This window comes from Streptomyces asoensis, from assembly GCF_013085465.1.
Taxonomy (GTDB): Bacteria; Actinomycetota; Actinomycetes; order Streptomycetales; family Streptomycetaceae; genus Streptomyces; species Streptomyces cacaoi_A.
This window is the reverse complement of the sequence record NZ_CP049838.1, coordinates 3,498,030-3,516,583: the sequence shown is the minus strand read 5'-3', so window position 1 is coordinate 3,516,583 and position 18,554 is coordinate 3,498,030. Positions and strand designations below refer to the sequence as shown.

Annotated in this window: 18 protein-coding genes; 8 read left to right on the top strand and 10 right to left on the bottom strand. The window is 71.7% G+C overall.

Translation table 11 applies throughout. The features are described from left to right. Positions 1-339 carry a P-II family nitrogen regulator gene (locus G9272_RS15720; RefSeq protein WP_142264251.1) on the bottom strand — a complete coding sequence of 113 codons (339 nt, stop codon included), beginning with the start codon at positions 337-339 and terminating at the stop codon, positions 1-3. Next, positions 336-1,646, bottom strand: a complete 1,311-nt coding sequence (locus G9272_RS15715; RefSeq protein WP_171397165.1) for an ammonium transporter — start codon at positions 1,644-1,646, stop codon at positions 336-338. Before G9272_RS15715 ends, G9272_RS15720 begins: the two co-directional genes overlap by 4 nt. A 165-nt stretch (positions 1,647-1,811) precedes the next feature. Between G9272_RS15715 and era the strand changes: the two genes are divergently transcribed. Then, complete coding sequence (era, locus tag G9272_RS15710) at positions 1,812-2,774, top strand: GTPase Era (RefSeq protein ID WP_171397164.1); 963 nt, start codon at positions 1,812-1,814, stop codon at positions 2,772-2,774. Positions 2,775-2,789: 15 nt separating this feature from the next. On the opposite strand, the gene G9272_RS15705 is transcribed toward era, so the two are convergent. Then, positions 2,790-3,638: a helix-turn-helix transcriptional regulator gene (locus G9272_RS15705; RefSeq protein WP_171397163.1), complete on the bottom strand. Its 849-nt coding sequence runs from the start codon at positions 3,636-3,638 to the stop codon at positions 2,790-2,792. A gap of 125 nt (positions 3,639-3,763) precedes the next feature. On the opposite strand from G9272_RS15705, the gene G9272_RS15700 reads away from it, so the two are divergent. After that, positions 3,764-4,621, top strand: a complete 858-nt coding sequence (locus G9272_RS15700) for an NAD-dependent epimerase/dehydratase family protein (protein ID WP_171397162.1) — start codon at positions 3,764-3,766, stop codon at positions 4,619-4,621. A 3-nt stretch (positions 4,622-4,624) separates the two neighbouring features. Here G9272_RS15700 and G9272_RS15695 read toward each other — a convergent pair whose 3' ends face one another. From G9272_RS15695 to G9272_RS15680, 4 genes are all read right to left on the bottom strand, one after another. Continuing rightward, the gene (locus tag G9272_RS15695) at positions 4,625-5,884 is read right to left on the bottom strand and encodes an MFS transporter (RefSeq protein WP_171397161.1); all 1,260 of its coding nucleotides are present in this window, start codon (positions 5,882-5,884) and stop codon (positions 4,625-4,627) included. Continuing rightward, the gene (locus G9272_RS15690) at positions 5,881-7,203 is read right to left on the bottom strand and encodes a GH1 family beta-glucosidase (RefSeq protein WP_171397160.1); all 1,323 of its coding nucleotides are present in this window, start codon (positions 7,201-7,203) and stop codon (positions 5,881-5,883) included. The genes G9272_RS15695 and G9272_RS15690 overlap by 4 nt, the downstream gene beginning before the upstream one ends. Before the next feature lie 125 nt (positions 7,204-7,328). Then, a complete protein-coding gene (locus tag G9272_RS15685) occupies positions 7,329-7,595 on the bottom strand; it encodes a protealysin inhibitor emfourin (protein ID WP_171397159.1) in 267 nt (88 codons plus the stop codon). Between the two features lie 21 nt (positions 7,596-7,616). Beyond that, positions 7,617-8,687, bottom strand: a complete 1,071-nt coding sequence (locus G9272_RS15680) for a M4 family metallopeptidase (protein ID WP_171397158.1) — start codon at positions 8,685-8,687, stop codon at positions 7,617-7,619. 366 nt (positions 8,688-9,053) lie between these two features. On the opposite strand from G9272_RS15680, the gene leuA reads away from it, so the two are divergent. The 5 genes from leuA to G9272_RS15655 all read left to right on the top strand — a co-directional run bounded on the left by leuA (position 9,054) and on the right by G9272_RS15655 (position 15,955). After that, positions 9,054-10,775: a 2-isopropylmalate synthase gene (gene leuA, locus G9272_RS15675; protein WP_171397157.1), complete on the top strand. Its 1,722-nt coding sequence runs from the start codon at positions 9,054-9,056 to the stop codon at positions 10,773-10,775. 186 nt (positions 10,776-10,961) lie between these two features. Then, positions 10,962-11,657 carry a TerB family tellurite resistance protein gene (locus G9272_RS15670; protein ID WP_171397156.1) on the top strand — a complete coding sequence of 232 codons (696 nt, stop codon included), beginning with the start codon at positions 10,962-10,964 and terminating at the stop codon, positions 11,655-11,657. 160 nt (positions 11,658-11,817) lie between these two features. Further along, complete coding sequence (locus G9272_RS15665; RefSeq protein ID WP_171402007.1) at positions 11,818-13,911, top strand: MMPL family transporter; 2,094 nt, start codon at positions 11,818-11,820, stop codon at positions 13,909-13,911. 68 nt (positions 13,912-13,979) lie between these two features. Continuing rightward, complete coding sequence (locus G9272_RS15660; RefSeq protein WP_437184274.1) at positions 13,980-15,284, top strand: sensor histidine kinase; 1,305 nt, start codon at positions 13,980-13,982, stop codon at positions 15,282-15,284. Beyond that, positions 15,281-15,955, top strand: coding sequence for a response regulator (locus G9272_RS15655; RefSeq protein ID WP_171397154.1), 675 nt, complete (start codon positions 15,281-15,283; stop codon positions 15,953-15,955). Before G9272_RS15660 ends, G9272_RS15655 begins: the two co-directional genes overlap by 4 nt. Before the next feature lie 22 nt (positions 15,956-15,977). Here the strand turns inward: G9272_RS15655 and G9272_RS15650 are convergent, their stop codons facing one another. After that, complete coding sequence (locus G9272_RS15650; RefSeq protein WP_367398551.1) at positions 15,978-16,946, bottom strand: hypothetical protein; 969 nt, start codon at positions 16,944-16,946, stop codon at positions 15,978-15,980. Next, positions 16,943-17,545, bottom strand: coding sequence for a SigE family RNA polymerase sigma factor (locus G9272_RS15645; protein WP_171397153.1), 603 nt, complete (start codon positions 17,543-17,545; stop codon positions 16,943-16,945). Before G9272_RS15645 ends, G9272_RS15650 begins: the two co-directional genes overlap by 4 nt. An 80-nt stretch (positions 17,546-17,625) precedes the next feature. Here G9272_RS15645 and G9272_RS15640 point away from each other — a divergent pair, with 80 nt between their 5' ends. Further along, positions 17,626-18,078: a protein-tyrosine phosphatase family protein gene (locus tag G9272_RS15640; protein WP_171397152.1), complete on the top strand. Its 453-nt coding sequence runs from the start codon at positions 17,626-17,628 to the stop codon at positions 18,076-18,078. Here the strand turns inward: G9272_RS15640 and G9272_RS15635 are convergent. After that, positions 18,068-18,529, bottom strand: coding sequence for a GNAT family N-acetyltransferase (locus G9272_RS15635; RefSeq protein ID WP_171397151.1), 462 nt, complete (start codon positions 18,527-18,529; stop codon positions 18,068-18,070). The two genes, G9272_RS15640 and G9272_RS15635, sit on opposite strands and share 11 nt — an antisense overlap. Positions 18,530-18,554 lie beyond the last annotated feature (25 nt).

Genomic DNA, 18,554 nt, shown 5'->3' with positions numbered 1-18,554 from the left:
CTAAAGCGCGTCGGGCCCCCGCTCCCCCGTCCGCACCCGCACGACCGTCTCGACCGGCAGCGCCCACACCTTGCCGTCACCGATCTTCCCGGTGTGCGCGGCACGCACGATCGCGTCGATCACAGCCTCGGACTCCGCGTCGTCGACGACGACCTCGATGCGCACCTTGGGCACGAGGTCGACCTGGTACTCGGCGCCCCGGTACACCTCGGTGTGGCCGCGCTGCCGGCCGTAGCCGCTGGCCTCGGTCACGGTCAGGCCGTGCACACCGAGCTCCTGGAGAGCCGTCTTGACCTCGTCGAGGCGGTAGGGCTTGACGATCGCGGTGATGAGCTTCATTCCTGTGGCTTGACCTTCTGGGCGGAGAGGACGGAGTGCGAGCCGACCGGGGCGCCGTGGCCCAGGACGCCGTGATCGTATGCCGTCTCGGCGTGCACCGTAAGGTCCAGGCCGGTGTGCTCGTGGTCCTCGTGCGCGCGCAGGCCGATCGCCTTGTCGAGCACCTTGGCGATGCCGTACGTGACGGTGAAGGCGTACGCCCCCACGACGACCACGGCGACCAGCTGCCTGCCGAGCTGGGTGAGCCCGCCGCCGTAGAGGAGGCCCTCGGCGCCGCCGGTCATGGTGCCCACCGCGAAGACGCCGATGAGGAGCGTGCCGATGATCCCGCCGACCAGGTGGACCCCGACCACGTCGAGGGAGTCGTCGTAGTTCAGCTTGAACTTCCAGCTCACGGCGTAGGAGCAGACGACACCGGCCGCGAGGCCGACGACCAGGGCGCCAAGCAGGGAGACCGAGCCGCAGGAGGGCGTGATGGCCACCAGGCCCGCGACCGCGCCGGACGCCGCGCCCAGCGTCGTCGGGTGGCCGTCGCGCTGCTGCTCGACGAAGAGCCAGCCGAGCAGACCGGTGCAGCCGGCGGCGAGGGTGTTGAGGAAGGCGGCGGCCGCCAGACCGTTCGCGCCCAGGGCCGAGCCCGCGTTGAATCCGAACCAGCCGAACCAGAGCAGACCCGCGCCCAGCATCACCATGGGGAGGTTGTGCGGACGCATCGCGTCCTTCTTGAAGCCCAGGCGCGGGCCCAGGACCAGGCACAACGCCAGTCCCGAGGCACCCGAGGTGATCTCGACGGGGAGACCGCCGGCGAAGTCGAGGGCGCCGAGCCGGTCGAGGATCCAGCCACCGGGGCCCCACACCCAGTGCGCGACGGGAACGTATACGAGGAGCGCCCAGACCGGTACGAAGACCAGCCACGCGCCGAACTTCGCCCGGTCCGCGATCGCGCCGCTGATCAGGGCGGCCGTGATGATCGCGAAGGTGAGCTGGAAGGTGGCGAACAGGAGGGTGGGAACCGTGCCCTGCACGCTGTCCGGGCCGAGGTCCGCCATCCCGGCATGCTCCAGCCCGCCGATCAGTCCGCCCCCGACGTCGTCGCCGAACGCGAGCGAGTAGCCGGCCGCCAGCCACACCACCGTGACCAGCGCGATCGACACGAAGCTCATCATGAGCATGTTGAGGACGCTCTTCGTGCGGACCATGCCGCCGTAGAAGAGGGCGAGACCCGGGGTCATCAGCAGGACGAGGGCGGTGGCGGCGAGCAGCCAGGCGGTGTCGCCGGTGTTCGCATGGACGGCGGCCAGAGTCACGGGAGTCTCCAACGATGCGGGGGCTCGTCAGAGGTTCACCGCTTCCGGTTTCCGGTCGCGTACAGGTGTGTTTCCGTGACGTTTCGTTGCGTGGAGGTTTCCGGGAGCTCACGAGGGAGGGCGCTGCCGCTCGTGTGTGCGGCGGGGCTTCTTGGATCAGGGAGAATGGGGGCCATGAGCGTTCGTAACCAGTCATCCGAGCAGTCGGCCGAGGCCCCCCACCGCGCCGGCTTCGCCTGCTTCGTGGGCCGTCCCAACGCGGGCAAGTCCACCCTCACGAACGCTCTGGTCGGGAAGAAGGTGGCGATCACCTCCAACCGTCCGCAGACGACCCGGCACACGGTGCGGGGCATCGTGCACCGCCCGGACGCCCAGCTGATCCTGGTCGACACACCGGGCCTGCACAAGCCGCGCACCCTGCTGGGCGAGCGGCTCAACGACGTCGTGCGCGCCACCTGGGCCGAGGTCGACGTCATCGGCTTCTGTCTGCCGGCCAACGAGAAGCTGGGCCCCGGCGACCGCTTCATCGCCAAGGAGCTGGCCGGGATCAAGCGGACCCCGAAGGTCGCCGTCGTGACGAAGACCGACCTCGTGGACTCCAAGGCGCTCGCCGAGCAGCTCATCGCGATCGACCAGCTCGGCAAGGAGCTGGGGTTCGAGTGGGCGGAGATCGTGCCGGTCTCGGCGGTCGGCGACCAGCAGGTCGGACTGCTGGCGGACCTGCTCGCCCCGATGCTCCCGGAGAGCCCGCCGCTCTACCCCGAGGGCGACCTGACGGACGAGCCCGAGCAGGTGATGGTCGCCGAGCTGATCCGCGAGGCGGCGCTGGAGGGCGTCCGGGACGAGCTCCCGCACTCCATCGCGGTGGTCGTCGAGGAGATGCTCCCGCGCGAGGACCGTCCGGCGGAGAAGCCGCTGCTCGACATCCACGCGAACATCTACATCGAGCGCCCCAGCCAGAAGGGCATCATCATCGGCCCCAAGGGCAAGCGCCTGAAGGACGTGGGCATCAAGTCCCGCAAGCAGATCGAAGCACTGCTGGGCACGCCCGTCTTCCTCGACCTGCACGTGAAGGTCGCCAAGGACTGGCAGCGCGACCCGAAGCAGCTGCGCAAGCTGGGGTTCTGAGGCCGTCAGGGGCGTTCAGACGGCCTGCGGGGACATGTCCTGCAACCCCACCACCCGGAGCAACCGGAGCCGTTCGTAGGCCTCCGTGCCCGGGCGGGCCGTGTGGATGACCAGGAGTTGGTGGTGCTCGTGGCTGAGGAGGACCTCGCAGTCCAGTTCCAGCAGGCCGACCAGCGGGTGCAGGAAGCGTTTCGTCGCCTTGTGGCGCAGGGACACCTCGTGTTCGTCCCAGAGGCGGGCGAACTCCTCGCTCGATGCCCGGAGTTCGGCGACCAGCGCGGCCGGTTCGGGGTCGTCGGGGCGGGCGGCGGTCACCGCGCGCAGGTTGGCCACCTGGGCGCGGGCGTGGTCCGGCCGGTCCTCCTCCGGGAACAGGCAACGGGCCTGCGGATCCAGGAAGTAGAGACGGAGCAGGTTGCGCTCGCGCCGGGGGCGTGACATCACATCGCGGGTCAGCGCCCTGCCCATCGCGTTCTGGGCCAGGACCTCGCCGCAGTCGGTCACCACCTGCGCCGGTGTGTCGTGCAGGCGGTCCAGGATCAGCATCAGGCCGGGCGGGACGTGCGCCGACGCCGTCTCACGGCGCGGGGGCTCCTCGCCGGTCAGGTGGAACAGGTGGTCGCGCTCGTCGGCGGTGAGGCGCAGGGCGCGGGCCAGCGCCGTCAGCATCTGGCGGGACGGGCGCGGGCCGCGGCACTGTTCCAGGCGCGTGTAGTAGTCGACCGACATGCCCGCCAGCTGGGCCACCTCCTCGCGGCGCAGTCCGGGCGTACGGCGGCGGGCCCCCGACGTCAGACCCACGTCCGACGGGTTCAGACGGGCCCGGCCGCGGCGCAGGAAGTCGGCGAGTTCGGTTCGGTTCACCCCTCCAGGCTGCGGCAGGCCGCCGGTCTTATCCAGGGACTGCTGGTCCCCTGATCGACGGGTCTCTCCCGGTCGTCCCGGCCCCGTCCGAGGCTGGTGGCACCGACCAAGAGGAGTGACTGACGATGTTGACACTGGTGACGGGTACGACGGGACAGGTCGGCCGGCGCTTTGTGCCGAGGCTGCTGGCGCAGGCCGCGGCGGGGGAGAAGGTGCGGGTCCTGGTGCGGGACGCGGCACGGGGGGAGCGCTTCGCGGAGCTGGGCGCCGAGGTCGTGCTCGGGGATCTGCGGGACGCGGAGGTGCTCGGCAAGGCGGTGGCCGGGGTGGACGCGGTCGTGAATGTCGCGGCGTCCTTCCGCGGGGTGCCGGACGAGGAGGCGTGGGCCGTCAACCGGGATGCGGCGGTGGAACTGGGCCGCGCCGCGCTGGTCTCGGGTGTGCGGCGCTTCGTGCAGGTCAGCACGGGACTGGTGTACGGCCTCGGGCGGGGCCGCCCGCTGGTCGAGGACGACGAGGTCCGGCCCGGCGGGGGCGCGATGTGGGGCGCCTACCCCGAGGCGAAGGGGGTGGCCGAGCGGGAGCTGTTCGCGCTGGACGGCCTGGACGTGCGCGTCGGCCGCCTCGCCTTCGTCTACGGCGAGGGCGATCCGCACCTCGCCCAGTCCCTGATGTGGGCCGGCAACTGGGCGGCGGCCCAGCGGCTGCACATGGTCCATCACGTGGACGTCGCCCAGGGACTGCTGCGGCTCCTGCACGCGCCGGGAGCCGCCGGGCGGGCCTACAACATCGCCGACGACGCGCCCGTCACGGCGGTCGAACTGCACCAGCTCAACGGGGTCGACGTGCCCGCCGAGCTCTACGAGCGCGCCGACCCCGACCCGTTCTTCCAGCTGACCTCCACCGAACGCATCCGCCGCGAACTCGGCTTCCGCCCGCTGTACCCCAGCGTCTACGCGGCGCGGGACGCCGGAGCCCTGTGACGGTCAGTCCACCCCCCTGATCCGGCCCACCAGCACCGCCCCCGCCAGCCCGACCACCGCCGCCACCAGGTACAGCATCCGGTAGCCGCCCAGGTAGGTGACGATCGGCGCGGCGAGGGCGGGGGCCGCGACCTGGGGCAGGGCGTTGGCCACGTTGATGACGCCCAGGTCCTTGCCCCGGTCCCCGGCCTTCGGCAGCACATCCGTCATCAGCGCGAAGTCGACCGACGTGAACACGCCGAAGCCGATGCCCAGCACCGCCGCCGCGACGATCGCGCCGGGCCAGGTCTGCCAGACGGCCAGTCCCGCCGTCGCCACCGCCATCAGCACGCCCGACCAGATCACGAACGGCTTGCGTCTGCCGGTACGGTCCGACCAGACGCCCCCGACGACCACCGTGGCGAGCAGCGTCAGCCCGTTCACCGCCGTCAGGATCAGCACGCCCTGCTCGGGGTCGGAGTGGTGCAGGCGGTCGCGCAGGTAGTACAGGAGGTACAGCAGCACCAGCGCGTTGCTCAGGTTCATCAGGAAGCGGGTCAGCCACGCCCAGCCGAGGTCGGGGTAGGTGCGCGGGCTCAGCCAGAACCCGGCCGCGAAGCCCCGCCAGGACCACGTCGGCCGGTCCTCCACCGCCAGCCGCAGATCCTCGTACCGGAGCACGTACGGCAGCACGCCCAGCGTCGTGAACACCGCGCACGCCACGTACCCCGCTCCGACGCCCCCGGCGATCGTCGCGAGCCCCGTGCCGCCGACCACGCCCAGGATCTGCGCGGCGCCCAACCAGCCGCCCACCGAGCCCCGTTGGAGGCGGGGGACCCGGTCGGGGACGGCGGCCGTGACCGCCGCGAAGGCCGCGTTCAGCGTCAGCTGGACCAGGCACCAACCGGCCGCCATGGTCCAGACGCCGTCCGCTCCCGCGAGCAGCAGCAGCGAGAGGGCGCCGCCCGCGGTCCCCGCCACGATCCACGGCGTACGGCGGCCCCGGCGCGATGTCGTACGGTCCGACAGCGCGCCGAAGAGGGGGTTCGCGGCCAGGGACGCCACCGCACCCACGCCCGTGACCCAGGCCAGCATCGTCTCCTTCGACATGCCCGAGCCGGGTGCGAAGTCCTCGGCCTGGGAGGCCAGCAGGATCTGGAGAGGGCCGTACCAGCCCACCCAGATCGCTCCGTTGGCGAGGGACAGGGCCGATGCCCAGCCCCGGCCCACCCGCTCGACGGGCTCGGCCAGGGCGGCCGCCGGGGCCCTGTCCGCCGTCGTCATCTCTGCGCCCGCAGGACGTCCCGCAGCCAGGCGTACGACGCCTTCGGGGTCCGGGCCTGGGTCTCGAAGTCCACGTGGACCAGGCCGAAGCGGCGCTCGTACCCCTCCGCCCACTCGAAGTTGTCCAGCAGCGACCACACGAAGTAGCCGCGCACGTCGACGCCCGCCTCCACGGCCCGGTGCAGGGCGCGGAGATGACCGTCCAGGTAGGTGATGCGCTCCTGGTCGTCCACGCCCTCGTAGCTGCATCCGTTCTCCGTGATGACGATCGGGGGGAGCCGGTCGCCGTAACGGTCGCGGAAGGTGGTCAGGAGTTCCGTCAGGCCCTCCGGGACGACCGGCCAGCCGAAGTCCGTCACCGGGACGTCTTCTATCTGCTGGACGGAGAAGGGCAGTTCGGCCGGCATCCGGATGCCGCCGAACTCGATCTCCGTGCCCTGCGGGGCGCCCACCTTCGTCGGGGCGTAGTAGTTGATCCCGTACCAGTCGAGCGGCTCCGAGATCACCTTGAGGTCGGCCTGGACGTCCCCAGGCATCAACTCGCCGAGTCCTTCCGGGTATTCGCCCAGCAGCACGGGCTCCGCGAACAGCCGGTTCAGCAGGAGGTCGTAGAAGGCGGCCGCCTCCACGTCGGCGGGTTCCCGGGAGGCCGGCCAGGTCGGGCCGTGCGAGTTGGCGATGCCGATGTCCGTGGCGCCGGCCGCGCGCAGCGCCTGGACGGCGAGGCCGTGCCCCAGCAGCTGGTGGTGGGCGGCCGGGAGCGCGTCGAACAGCAGCTGTTTGCCGGGCGCGTGGGTGCCGAGGGCGTGCCCCAACAGGGTGTGCTCGGCGGGCTCGTTGACGGTGATCCACTTCTGCACGCGGTCACCGAGGCGCCCGGCCACCAGCGACACGTACTCGGCGAAACGGGCCGCCGTGTCCCGCTCCAGCCAGTCGAGCCGCGCCGGCAGGTCCCAGTGGAAGAGGGTGGGGACCGGGCGGACCCCGGCCGCGCACAGCTCGTCGACGAGCCGGTCGTAGAAGTCGAGACCGCCGGGCGAGTTCACCCTCGGCCACGAGATCGAGAAGCGGTAGGCGTCCACGCCCAGGCCCGACAGGAGCGCCACGTCCTCGGGGTAGCGGTGGTAGTGGTCGCAGGCCACCGCCGCCGTGGAGCCGTCCTTCACCCGTCCCGGCGCGGCGGTGAAGGTGTCCCAGACCGAAGGTTCGCGGATCTCCGCCGCGCCCTCGATCTGATGCGCGGAGGTGGACACGCCCCACAGGAAGTCTGCCGGAAACCGGGGCATCGGGTTCGCCGCGTCGCGCGGATCGTTCGCCATGGGCGGGATCATCCTTACCGCTGGGTAAGGAAGTCAACGTCCCGGCGTGAACTGCCAGTTATGCCCCTCCCACAAGCACCCCGCAAGCCTCCCGAAAGCCCCTCGCAAGCCTCCCGCGAGCCCCCTCAGGCCCCCTCCTTCAGCACCCGTGAGATCAGCTTGCGCTGCTCCTCCGTGAGCCGGGGATCGGCCGCGTACACCGTCCTGCCGTCCACGGTGATCTCGTAGCTGAAGCCGTCCGGTACGCCGACCGAAGGCACGCCCCGGCCGGCGGCGACCGCCCGCTCGGCCAGGGCGTGCCACTCGTGGGCGTCGGGCCGTCCCGAGGTGTCCACCTCGGCACGGCGCTCGATGCCCGCGAATCCGCCCGTGCGACTCACCTGAATACGCATGGGTCCCTGTCTATTACGGACTCAGAGAATCCGCACCCCCACCTGCTCCCACGCCTTCTCCACGGCCTGGAGCTCCTCCCCGCCGCTGCCGAAGCGCTCACGCGCGGCTCGCACCGTCAGCTTGGCGAAGTCGGTGAAGAACGCCCGCTCGGAGAGCTCGCCGCCGGTCAGGACGTCGTACCAGAGCTGGCCGGCCTTCTCCCAGGCGTAGCCGCCGAGGGCGGTGGCGGCCAGGTAGAACGCGTGGTTGGGGATGCCGGAGTTGATGTGGACGCCGCCGTTGTCGCGGCCGGTGCGGACGTACTCGTCCATCGTCGCGGGCTGCGGGTCCTTGCCGAGGACATCGTCGTCGTACGCGGTGCCCGGTGCCTTCATGGAGCGCAGGGCGGTGCCGGTGACGTCCGGGGCGAGCAGGCCCGCGCCGATCAGCCAGTCGGCCTCGGCGGCGGTCTGGCCGAGCGAGTACTGCTTGATGAGCGAGCCGAAGACGTCGGACATCGACTCGTTGAGGGCGCCCGGCTGGCCGTTGTAGGTCAGGTTCGCCGTGTACTGCGTGACGCCGTGGGTGAGCTCGTGCCCGATGACGTCGATGGAGTTGGTGAAGTCGACGAAGATCTCGCCGTCGCCGTCACCGAACACCATCTGCTCGCCGTTCCAGAAGGCGTTGTTGTAGCCCTCGTCGTAGTGCACGGTGGCGTCGAGGGGCAGGCCGTCGCCGTCGATCGAGTGGCGCTGGTAGGCCTTCAGATACAGGTCGAAGGTGGCGCCGAGCCCGGAGTAGGCGCGGTTGACGGTGGCGTCCCGGCCGGGGTCCTGGCCCTCGGCGCGGACCTTGGTGCCGGGCAGCGAGGTGCCGTGCTCGGCGTCGTAGATCGTGCGCAGCGGCTGGTCCGACGGCGCCTTCGCCGTCGGGGCGGCCAGGAGGCCGTACTCGGTGGTCACCTGGCGCAGTGCGCGCAGCTCGCTGTCGCGCAGGATGGTGCGCCGGGCGGGACCGGAGAGAGCGGGGTTGTCGTTCCGCGCCAGCCGGTCGAGGACGTGTGGCGGTACGACGGTGCAGAAGACGGGCTCGAAGCCCCCGTGAGTCGTCATGCCCGGCACCCTTGCACTGCGTTATGCCGCTGTCACCACCGGCAACCATGATTGGTGAAATACGGTGACAAAGGGGCCTGATCTGCGGTGCCCGGTGGTATGGCGGAGGAGCGGCGAGTGGCGTGGCGCACGTTCTGCACCTTTTCCTATGGTTCCTCCTGTCGGTCCCGCATACTGGAACGAACCCGCGTGACGGAAGCGGCTCCGCTAGGCTGCGGAGCACTATGCATTTCGGGCTGCTTCTCCTTAGCTGCCGCGGCGAGGGCCTGTAGTCGAGGCCGACCCCCTCCCCGCGGTGCTTGGTGTTGCGCGTCGGCCGTCCTTCCGTCCGGACACTCTCCGGTCCTCCTGAGGAGCCACCGCATCATGGCGAACCGCCAGCAGCCCAGCCACATGCCGATCCACAAGTACGGTCAGTACGACCAGGTCGACATCCCCGACCGCACCTGGCCCGACAACCGGATCACCGTCGCCCCCCGCTGGCTCTCCACCGACCTGCGTGACGGCAACCAGGCCCTGATCGACCCCATGTCGCCCGAGCGCAAGCGCCGGATGTTCGACCAGCTGGTCAAGATGGGCTACAAGGAGATCGAGGTCGGCTTCCCCGCCTCCGGTCAGACCGACTTCGACTTCGTGCGCTCGATCGTCGAGGAAGAGGGCGCGATCCCGGACGACGTGACGATCTCCGTACTGACCCAGGCCCGCGAGGACCTGATCGAGCGGACCGTGGAGTCCCTGAAGGGCGCCAAGCGGGCGACCGTCCACCTGTACAACGCCACGGCCCCCGTCTTCCGCCGCGTGGTCTTCCGCGGCTCCAAGGACGACATCAAGCAGATCGCCGTCGACGGCACCCGTCTGGTCGTCGAGTACGCGGAGAAGCTGCTGGGCCCCGAGACGGAGTTCGGCTACCAGTACAGCCCCGAGATCTTCACCGACACCGAGCTGGACTTCGCCCTGGAGGTCTGCGAGGCGGTCATGGACGTCTGGCAGCCCGGCCCGGGCCGCGAGATCATCCTGAACCTGCCGGCCACCGTCGAGCGCTCCACGCCGTCCACCCACGCCGACCGCTTCGAGTGGATGAGCCGCAACATCTCCCGCCGCGAGCACGTCGTCATCTCCATCCACCCGCACAACGACCGCGGTACGGCCGTCGCCGCCGCCGAGCTGGCGCTGATGGCCGGCGCCGACCGCGTCGAGGGCTGTCTGTTCGGGCAGGGCGAGCGCACCGGCAACGTCGACCTGGTCACCCTGGGCATGAACCTGTTCTCGCAGGGCGTCGACCCGCAGATCGACTTCTCCGACATCGACGAGATCCGTCGTACGTGGGAGTACTGCAACCAGATGGAGGTCCACCCGCGCCACCCGTACGTGGGCGACCTGGTCTACACGTCTTTCTCCGGCTCCCACCAGGACGCCATCAAGAAGGGCTTCGACGCGATGGAGGCCGACGCGGCCGCCAAGGGCGTCACCGTCGACGACATCGAGTGGGCGGTCCCCTACCTGCCGATCGACCCGAAGGACGTCGGCCGCTCCTACGAGGCCGTCATCCGCGTCAACTCGCAGTCCGGCAAGGGCGGTATCGCGTACGTCCTGAAGAACGACCACAAGCTGGACCTGCCCCGCCGGATGCAGATCGAGTTCTCCAAGCTCATCCAGGCGAAGACGGACGCCGAGGGCGGCGAGGTCACGGGCGGCGCCATCTGGGGGGTCTTCCAGGACGAGTACCTGCCGAACCCGGAGAACCCCTGGGGCCGCATCCAGGTCCGCACGGGTCAGTCCACGACCGACACCGACGGCGTCGACACCCTGACCGTCGAGGCCACGGTCGACGGCGAGGACACCGTCCTGACCGGCTCCGGCAACGGCCCGATCTCGGCCTTCTTCAACGCCCTGGAGTCCGTCGGCATCGACGTACGCCTGCTCGACTACCAGGAGCACACGATGAGCGAGGGCGCCTCCGCGCAGGCCGCCTCCTACATCGAATGCGCGATCGGCGACAAGGTCCTGTGGGGGATCGGCATCGACGCGAACACGACGCGTGCGTCGCTGAAGGCGGTCGTCTCCGCCGTCAACCGCGCGACCCGCTGACCGGCCTGACCGGGACTTTCGGGGCCCTGACCGCCGTATACGGCGGTCAGGGCCCCGTCGCTTATCGGCCATCCCCCTGTGGAGGTCACGGGAAGGTCTCGTCCTGGGTGCTGACTACACCTCATGGATGTGGCTAACATCACGGAGGCGTGCGGCGATGTTGCCGCGGGGTTACGGAGGTGCGACGTGCTGCCAGAACGGGGACGTGACGGCCGTGTCACCGGGCTTGCCCGCATCCTGGGGACCCGCACCGCGTGGACGCCCGCGGGCGACGGTGAGTTCTTCTGCCCGGGCTGCGGAGGCGACCGCAACTACCAGCGGCTGACCGGCCAGCGCCGCTTCACCCTCCTCGGCATGCCGGTCGTGCCACGCGGCGAGACCGGCCCGGTCGTCGAGTGCGCGGCCTGCCGCCGCCACTTCGGCACCGACGTCCTCGACCACCCCACCACCATCCGTTTCTCGGCGATGCTCCGCGACGCCGTCCACACCGTCGCCCTCGCGGTCCTGTCCGCGGGCGGTACCTGCGCCCGTACGTCGCTGGAGACGGCGGCGGGCGCGGTGCGCTCGGCCGGCTTCACCGACTGCACGGAGGAACAGCTCGCCGCGCTCGTCGCCGCCCTCGCCTCCGACACCGGTCACAACTACGGCGAACCGTACGGCGCGGGCCTCGCCATAGAGCTCCACGAGGCCCTCGACCCGCTCGCCCCGCACCTCGCCGCGGTCGGCCGCGAATCGATCCTGCTCCAGGGCGCCCGCATCGCCCTCGCGGACGGCCCGTACACCCCGGCCGAACGAGAGGTCCTCACGACGGTGGGCGCGGCCCTGACGATCCGCGCGGAAGACGTGACCCGCCTGCTGGTCGCGGCCCGGACGCCGTCCTGATACTCCCCAGGGAGTAGTCCCCCCGTCCGGTCACCCCCGGCAGTACTCCCGAACTCGCCCTCACGCGCGACGCTCCGCCCCCTGCGTGCCGGAAGTCTGGAGAGCGCAACCAGACAGCCGTGCCGAAGGGAGGGCCCGTTTCATGGGGGCCGGAGATTTCATGGGGGCCGGGAAGACGAAGGGCCGGCGCAGCGCCATCCCCTGGGTGGTGCTCGCGCTGTGGGTGGGTGTGCTCGCGCTCGCCTCGCCGTTCGCCGCCAAGCTCGCCGACGTACAGCACGACCGGGTCACCGACTACCTGCCGGCGAGCGCCGACTCGACCAGGGTCGCGAGGCTCCAGGAGCAGTTGCCCGGCGGTGAGAGCACCGAGCTGGTGCTGGTCTACCACCGCGACGGCGGCCTGACCGCCGCCGACCGGACGACGGCGCGGGAGCAGGTCGCCCGGGTCGCCGGGGACCACGCGCTGACCGGGGCCCCGCGAGGCGTCCCGTCCGCCGACGGCGCCACGCTCATGTACCCGGTCGCCACCAACGAGCCCGGCACCGACGAGAAGAAACGGGACGCCTTCGTCGAGGACGTACGCGAAGTCGCCCACAGCGAGGGCGGGTTGACCGTCGAGGTGGGCGGGACGGGGGCGCTGGCCACCGACGCCGCCAAGGTCTACGACTCGCTCGGCGGGCCACTGCTCTACACCACCGTGGGTGTCGTCGCCGTCCTGCTGATCCTGATCTACCGCAGCCCGGTGCTGTGGCTGGTGCCGCTCGCGGTGGCCGGGATCGCCGACTACCTGTCCATGGGGGTCGCCTACGGCCTCAACCAGGCCTTCGGCACCACGGTGTCGGGGCAGAGCTCCGGCATCATGACCATCCTCGTCTTCGGCGCGGGGACGGACTACGCCCTGTTGCTCGTCTCCCGCTACCGGGAGGAGCTGCGGCGCGTGGAGCGGCCGTACGACGCCATGCGGGCCGCGCTGCGCGGCTGCGGGCCGGCCGTGCTGGCCTCCTCCGGGACCGTCGCCGCCGGACTGCTGTGCCTGCTCGCCGCCGACCTCAACTCCAACCGGGGCATGGGACCGCTGGGCACGGTGGGCGTGCTGTGCGCGCTCGTCACGATGCTGACGCTGCTGCCCGCGCTCCTCGTCCTGCTGGGCCGCCGGGTGTTCTGGCCGCTGGTGCCCGCCTACGGCAGCACGCCCAAGGTCCGCCGGTCGCTGTTCGCCGCGATGGGCACCTCGGCGGGGCGGCGTCCGCGGACCGTCCTGGCGGCCGGCGCCGTCCTGCTCGGCGCCCTCGCGCTGGGCGCGCTGAACCTGCCCGGCGCGGTCAAGCAGCAGGACTCCTTCGTCGACCGGCCCGAGTCGGTCGTCGCCATGGAGACCCTGGCCAAGGCCTTCCCGGAGCAGTCCGCCCAGCCCATCGACGTGCTGACCCCGACCGGCCGGGCCGAGGCCACCCTCGCCGCGATCCGGGACACGGACGGCGTCGCCGACGCACGCCGGGGCCGTACCGGAGAAGGCTGGACGGAGATCGCGGTGACCGCCGCCGCACCGCCGCAGTCCGCCGCCGAGACGGCGACCATCGAGGCACTGCGGGCCCGGCTGACCGGCTCCTACGTCGGCGGGCCGAGCGCCCAGCAGATCGACCTGGTGGACACCAACGCCCGCGACCGGATGATCGTCGTGCCGCTCGTCCTCGTCTCCGTCCTGCTGATCCTGATCGTGCTGCTGCGGTCGCTCGTCGCGCCGCTGATGCTCGTCGCCGCCGTGGTCGCGGTGTGGGGCGCGGCGCTCGGCATCGGCGGGCTGGTGTTCGGGCCGGTGTTCGGCTTCGAGGGCACGGATCCGGGGCTGGGGCTGCTGTCCTTCGTGTTCCTGGTCGCCCTCGGCGTCGACTACGGCATCTTCCTCATGCACCGGATGCGGGAGGAGTCGATGCGCGGCGCCGATCCCGTCGCCACGGCGCTGACCGCGCTGCGCACGACCGGCGGGGTCATCGCCTCCGCCGGCCTCGTCCTCGCCGCGACCTTCGCCGTGCTGACGAACATGGGGCTCGTCCAACTCGTCGAGCTGGGCTTCGTGATCGCGGTGGGCGTGCTGCTGGACACCTTCCTCGTCCGCACCTATCTCGTGACCAGCGCGAGCGTGGCGCTGGGAAGCAAGGTGTGGTGGCCGGGGCGGCTGTCGCGGGCGCCGGAGACCGAGCAGCGGCGGCCCGAGCAGCCGGGCCGACCGGAGCGGCAGACGGAGCCGGTGTGAGCCGCTCGCGGACCGGCGGGGCGCCCCTTCTCTCCCGGAGGGGCGCCCTCGTGCCGCAGGATGAACCCGTGCAGGAGACCACGACAACGGTGAGGCCCCGCCGGGGCGAGCGGATCATGGCGGCGATCAACCGTGACCCCCGCACCGCCCCGCACGGCACCCGCAACGACGTACTGCTGGCCGCGGCGACGGCCGCCCTCGCCACGGCCCTCGCCCTGCTCGGCGTCGACGGGCCCCGGCCCGACGCGCTGGGCTGGACGCTGCTGCTCACCGCGAACGTGCCCCTCGCGTGGCGGCGCCGCCGTCCGGTGCCGGCCCTGCTCGCGGTGGTGGTATGCGTCGTCCCGTACCACGCCCTCGACAACAACCACGCCGCGCCCGTCCCCGCGACCATGGTGGCGCTCTACACGGTCGCGGCGACCGGCACGGTGCGCCGGACACTGATCACCGGGTGCGCCGTCCTCGGCCCGGCACTGATCATCAACGCCCTCACCAACCCGGACGAGGCGCTGGAGCTCCTGCGGATCTCCGGCTGGATCATCGCCGTCCTCTTCTGCGGCATCGACGTCCGCTACTACCGCCGGTACGTCGCCGCCATCGTCGAGCGCGCCGAGCGCGCCGAGCGCACCCGGGAGGAGGAGGCCCGCCGCCGCGTCGCCGAGGAACGCCTGCGCATCGCCCGTGACCTGCACGACCTGCTCGCCCACACCATCACCCTGATCGGCGTGCAGACCTCCGTCGCCGCGCACGTCCTGGCCGCCGACCCCGACCGCCTGGACCGCGCGGCCGTCGCCAAGGCCCTCGACGACATCGCCGGGACCTGCCGCAGCGCGCGCGGCGAACTCCGTACGACACTGGAGGTGTTGCGCGACCTCGGCACGCCGGACGCCCGGGGTTCGCTCCCCGGCCTGCACGGTCTGCCCGACCTCGCGGAGACGGCCCGTGCGGCCGGTGCGCGGGTCGAACTGACGGTACGGTCCGGGGAGGTACCGCCCGCGGTCGGCGCGGCCGCCTACCGGATCGTCCAGGAGGCGCTGACGAACGCGGTGCGGCACGGCGGCCGGGACGGCGGGCCGGACGACCTGACGGCGGGGGTCGGGGTCCGGGTCCGGGTGTACGAGGAGCAGGACGCCCTGCGGCTCAGGGTCACCGACGACGGAGCGGGCGTGGACACGGGGGGAGACGGCGTGGGGAGAGGTGGCGGCGCGGGTCATGGCGGGCGTGCGGGGGACGGCGGTGGTGCGCCCGGTTTCGGGATCGTCGGGATGCGGGAGCGGGCGCGCAGCGTCGGCGGCTCGCTGGAGGCCGGACCGCGCGACGACGGGAAGGGCTTCGAGGTGAGCGCCGTACTGCCGCACGGGAAGGACCGATGAAGCCGCTCAGAGTGCTGCTCGCCGACGACCAGACCCTCGTACGGGAGGCGTTCGCGATGCTCGTCGAGTCGGCGCCGGACATGCGGGTGGTCGGGCAGGCCGGTACCGGCCGGGAGGCGGTGGCGGTGGCCCGTGGCGAACGCCCCGACCTCGTGGTGATGGACATCCGCATGCCCGACCTCGACGGCATCGAGGCGACCCGGCTGATCGCCGCCGACGAGGAGCTGGCCGGGGTCCGCGTCCTCGTCCTGACCACGTACGACACCGACGAGAACATCGTCGAGGCGCTGCGCGCGGGGGCGGCCGGCTTCCTGGTGAAGGACACCCGGCCCGCCGAACTACTCGACGCCATCCGCACGGTCGCCGCGGGCGAGGCGCTGCTGTCGCCGGGGCCCACCGCCCGGCTGATCGCCCAGTTCCTGCGTGGCCCCTCCGGGCCGCCCACGGCGGGCGGCCCGGAGTGTCTCTCCGAACGGGAGTGCGAGGTGCTGGCCCTGGTCGCGCGAGGCCTGACCAACACCGGGATCGCCGAGGAACTGGGCCTCAGCCCGCTCACCGCGAAGACCCACGTCAGCCGGATCATGGGCAAGCTGGGCGCCCGGGACCGGGCCCAACTGGTCATCGTGGCCTACGAGTCGGGGCTGGTGACACCGGGGCCGAGCGCCCCCTGACCGACGTCGGCCAGGACACGACCTAGGGCAGCGTGCGCTGGTACGTCTCGTCCTCGTCGGAGTCGTAGACCAGCTTGCCGGAGCCGTCGTAGCCCTTGATGTGCGGGGCCAGCGTGACCTGCTGGTTCAGCATCCCGGCGGCGGCGAACCAGCCGTGGTCCAGGGCCGCGGTCACGGGGCCGCCGTCGCCGTAGGACACGGTCACCTTGGCCACCGACGCCTCGACGGTGCCGATCATTCCCCACCTGAACGGCAGCTTCCACCTGCCCTTGTCCATGAACGACTGCTGGTACAGCTGCCCGCCGTTGCCGTCGACCACGACCGGGCCCGTGCCCGGCACCCCGGTGTCGATCGTGCCGGCGCTGATGCCCGAGGCCACCCCGTCCTTGATGGAGCAGACCACCCAGCGGCCCGCGGACCGCTCCTTCACCGCGGTGACGTAGATGCCGTCGCCGGGGGCGTTGGAGTCTCCGGTGCTCTTGATCGCCAGGATGATCCGGTAGTCCTCGGCCTCGCCCAGATCCGCGGCGCTCCCGGGCGGCCCGCCCTCGGCGGCCAGGCACTTCTTCAGCCCGTCCGCCGCCTGCGCGAAGGTGATCCCGTCGAGCAGCTGCCCGTCCGTGGCGGGCTGCGCGGGTCCGCCCGCCGTGCCCGTAGATGTCGCGGACGGGCTTCCGCCGGTGCTTCCCCCCGTGCTCCCGGCCGGGCTGTGCGGGGCGCTGACCGACGGCTTCGGTGCCGCCGTGTCAGCGCCCCGCCCCCCGTTCCCCCCGGCCACGGCGTACGCCCCCACCGGCACCGCGGCCAGCGTCATCAGCGCCGCCCCGGTCAGCGCCACGCGCCGCCGCCGCTCGGCCAGTCCGCGCCGCCGGATCGCCGGATACGGCGCCGACGAGGGCCGGATGGTGTACGCGTCCTCAGCGAGCAGCTCACGCATCCGCTCCTCGAACCCGAAGTCCCCCTGGTTCACCTGCTTTCCCGCCCCGTTCACCTACTGCCTCCCTGTACCTGACCCTGAATCCGAACCTGACTGCGCCCCTGCCCCTGCCCCTGCCCCTGCCCCTGCCCCTGACCCCGACCACCGGGCACCGTGCGGTCGGCGGCCAGCCCCGGATACACGCGCAACTTCGCGAGTCCCTTGGACGCCTGGCTCTTGACCGTGCCGGGCGAGCAGCCGAGCACTTCGGCCACCTCCGCCTCGGACAGGTCCTCCCAGTACCTCAGGACCACCACCGCCCTTTGTTTCGGCGGCAGTTGGGCCAGTCCGGCCAGCAGGGAGCCACGCTCCTCGACCTGCCCCGCGCCCTCGTCGCGCCCCGCCCGCTCGGGCGGCGCCGCGGTCAGCGCCTCGGTGACCCGCCGCTTGCGGAACCGGTCACTGTTGCAACTGACCAGCATCCGCCGCACATACGCCTCGGGGTTGTCGCTGCGCGAGATCCGTCGCCATGACCGGTACGCCTTGGCCAGCGCGGTCTGCGTCAGGTCCTCCGCGTGGTGGACGTCCCCCGTGAGCAGATACGCGGTCCGTACGAGCCGGGACCACCGGGCTCTGACGAACTCCTGGAACCGGTCTTCTTGTTCGGCCTGCATCAAGCACCCTCCTCGCCCTCCAGACCACCGGTTGCGCCGAATCGGTTGCCCGTCCCCCATGACCGCGTTCGAATGGGGAGATGAGAAACGACGCGTGGGTCTGGCGTGCGGGTGAGCCAGGGGTGCTCCTGCTGCCGTCCGGCCGCCTGATCCGCGGCCGCGGCCTGCGCCGCCCGCTCGACCGTACGGCCCCCACCCCCGCGTACGGCGTCTATCTCCTCGGCGCGCGGCCTCCACGGCCGCCCTGGGAGTCCCGCTGGCTCCGCTGGCCCGACTTCCGCCTCCCGAGCGACCGCGCGCAGGCCCACGCGACCCTCACCGAGGCGTGGCGCCGAGCGGCCGACGAACGCGTGGAGATAGCCTGCGCCGGCGGCCGCGGCCGCACCGGGACGGCACTGGCGTGCCTGGCGGTCCTGGACGGCGTACCGGCGGGCGAGGCGGTGGACTACGTCCGCCGCCACTACGACCGACGCGCGGTGGAGACGCCTTGGCAGCGCAGGTATGTGCGGGGGTTCGGGGGGCTCACAGGGTGAGCGTCATGAGGAGACGGTCCTCGCCGGGGCCGAAGTAGTCCGCGCGGGGCCCGCCGGGATCCGGGACGAAGCCCAGGGAGCGGTACAACGCGATGGCCGAGTCGTTGCGCGGCTCGACGGAGAGCCGGACGGAATGGGTGCCCTTCGCCCGTAGCTGACCGAGCAGTTTCGTCATCAGTTGCCGGCCGAAACCCTTTCCGCGCAGCCCGGGGGTGATGGCAAGGCTGAGAACCCAGCTCTGCGCGTCGTTCGGCGAGGTCGCGAGCACGTATCCGTAGAGGTCCGTGCCGTCGTCCACGACGTACACGAGGTCGGCACAGGCGGCGAGGAGTTGGCGCAGGACGAAGTAGGGGTAGGGACCGTGGGGGAAGGCGTCGGCATCGAGGCGCACGATATGGGGTAGATCCGCCTCGGTGACCGCTCTGATCCGTAAGGGTCTTTCTCCGGACATCTGGCTCATTATCGAACCGGTGCCC

Coding starts and splice junctions, on each gene's coding strand:
- G9272_RS15720 (WP_142264251.1), bottom strand. CDS start 339: ATGAAGCTCATCACCGCGATCGTCAAGCCCTACCGCCTCGACGAGGTC.
- era (WP_171397164.1), top strand. CDS start 1,812: ATGGGGGCCATGAGCGTTCGTAACCAGTCATCCGAGCAGTCGGCCGAG.
- G9272_RS15700 (WP_171397162.1), top strand. CDS start 3,764: ATGTTGACACTGGTGACGGGTACGACGGGACAGGTCGGCCGGCGCTTT.
- G9272_RS15695 (WP_171397161.1), bottom strand. CDS start 5,884: ATGACGACGGCGGACAGGGCCCCGGCGGCCGCCCTGGCCGAGCCCGTC.
- G9272_RS15690 (WP_171397160.1), bottom strand. CDS start 7,203: ATGGCGAACGATCCGCGCGACGCGGCGAACCCGATGCCCCGGTTTCCG.
- G9272_RS15685 (WP_171397159.1), bottom strand. CDS start 7,595: ATGCGTATTCAGGTGAGTCGCACGGGCGGATTCGCGGGCATCGAGCGC.
- G9272_RS15680 (WP_171397158.1), bottom strand. CDS start 8,687: ATGACGACTCACGGGGGCTTCGAGCCCGTCTTCTGCACCGTCGTACCG.
- leuA (WP_171397157.1), top strand. CDS start 9,054: ATGGCGAACCGCCAGCAGCCCAGCCACATGCCGATCCACAAGTACGGT.
- G9272_RS15665 (WP_171402007.1), top strand. CDS start 11,818: ATGGGGGCCGGGAAGACGAAGGGCCGGCGCAGCGCCATCCCCTGGGTG.
- G9272_RS15655 (WP_171397154.1), top strand. CDS start 15,281: ATGAAGCCGCTCAGAGTGCTGCTCGCCGACGACCAGACCCTCGTACGG.
- G9272_RS15645 (WP_171397153.1), bottom strand. CDS start 17,545: ATGCAGGCCGAACAAGAAGACCGGTTCCAGGAGTTCGTCAGAGCCCGG.
- G9272_RS15640 (WP_171397152.1), top strand. CDS start 17,626: ATGAGAAACGACGCGTGGGTCTGGCGTGCGGGTGAGCCAGGGGTGCTC.
- G9272_RS15635 (WP_171397151.1), bottom strand. CDS start 18,529: ATGTCCGGAGAAAGACCCTTACGGATCAGAGCGGTCACCGAGGCGGAT.